This window comes from Akkermansia sp. UNK.MGS-1 (assembly GCF_000980515.1).
Classification (GTDB): domain Bacteria; phylum Verrucomicrobiota; class Verrucomicrobiia; order Verrucomicrobiales; family Akkermansiaceae; genus Akkermansia; species Akkermansia muciniphila.
Genome location: NZ_LBCB01000017.1, coordinates 1 through 368 on the forward strand (window position 1 = coordinate 1; position 368 = coordinate 368).

A 368-nucleotide genomic window follows, 5' to 3' on the forward strand; every position below is an offset into this window, starting at 1 on the left:
CTGGTGTTCACGAACAAGGGCGAAAAGACCGTGCGCCTGTTTGATGACTTCTATCCCCTCAAAGATGACGGCCCTAATATCCATATCGAAATATGGGAAAAAGTGGGAGGGAAAAGATATGGGTACAGAGTGGGCAAAATAGAGAATCCAATAGCCTGTTATGTAGCCGGGTATAAAATCGAACGGGTAGCGGCTTTGATACGCTTCATTACGTTGAAGCCGGGAGAAAAGCATGAAGTCCCCATCAAGGAAGCTTACCTGTTGCTGACGTATTTTGACCGTCTTCGCAATGGTCAGAACTATGAGCTGGAAGTATGTTTCAGGGATGGATATGCGGAACCCGGTGTTCGGAGGGTGTATATAGGGAA

1 pseudogene is annotated in these 368 nt (G+C 47.0%); it reads left to right on the forward strand.

The window, feature by feature from the left end:
* A pseudogene (locus tag WW58_RS09760) lies at nt 1–368 on the forward strand (hypothetical protein); the annotation flags it as partial.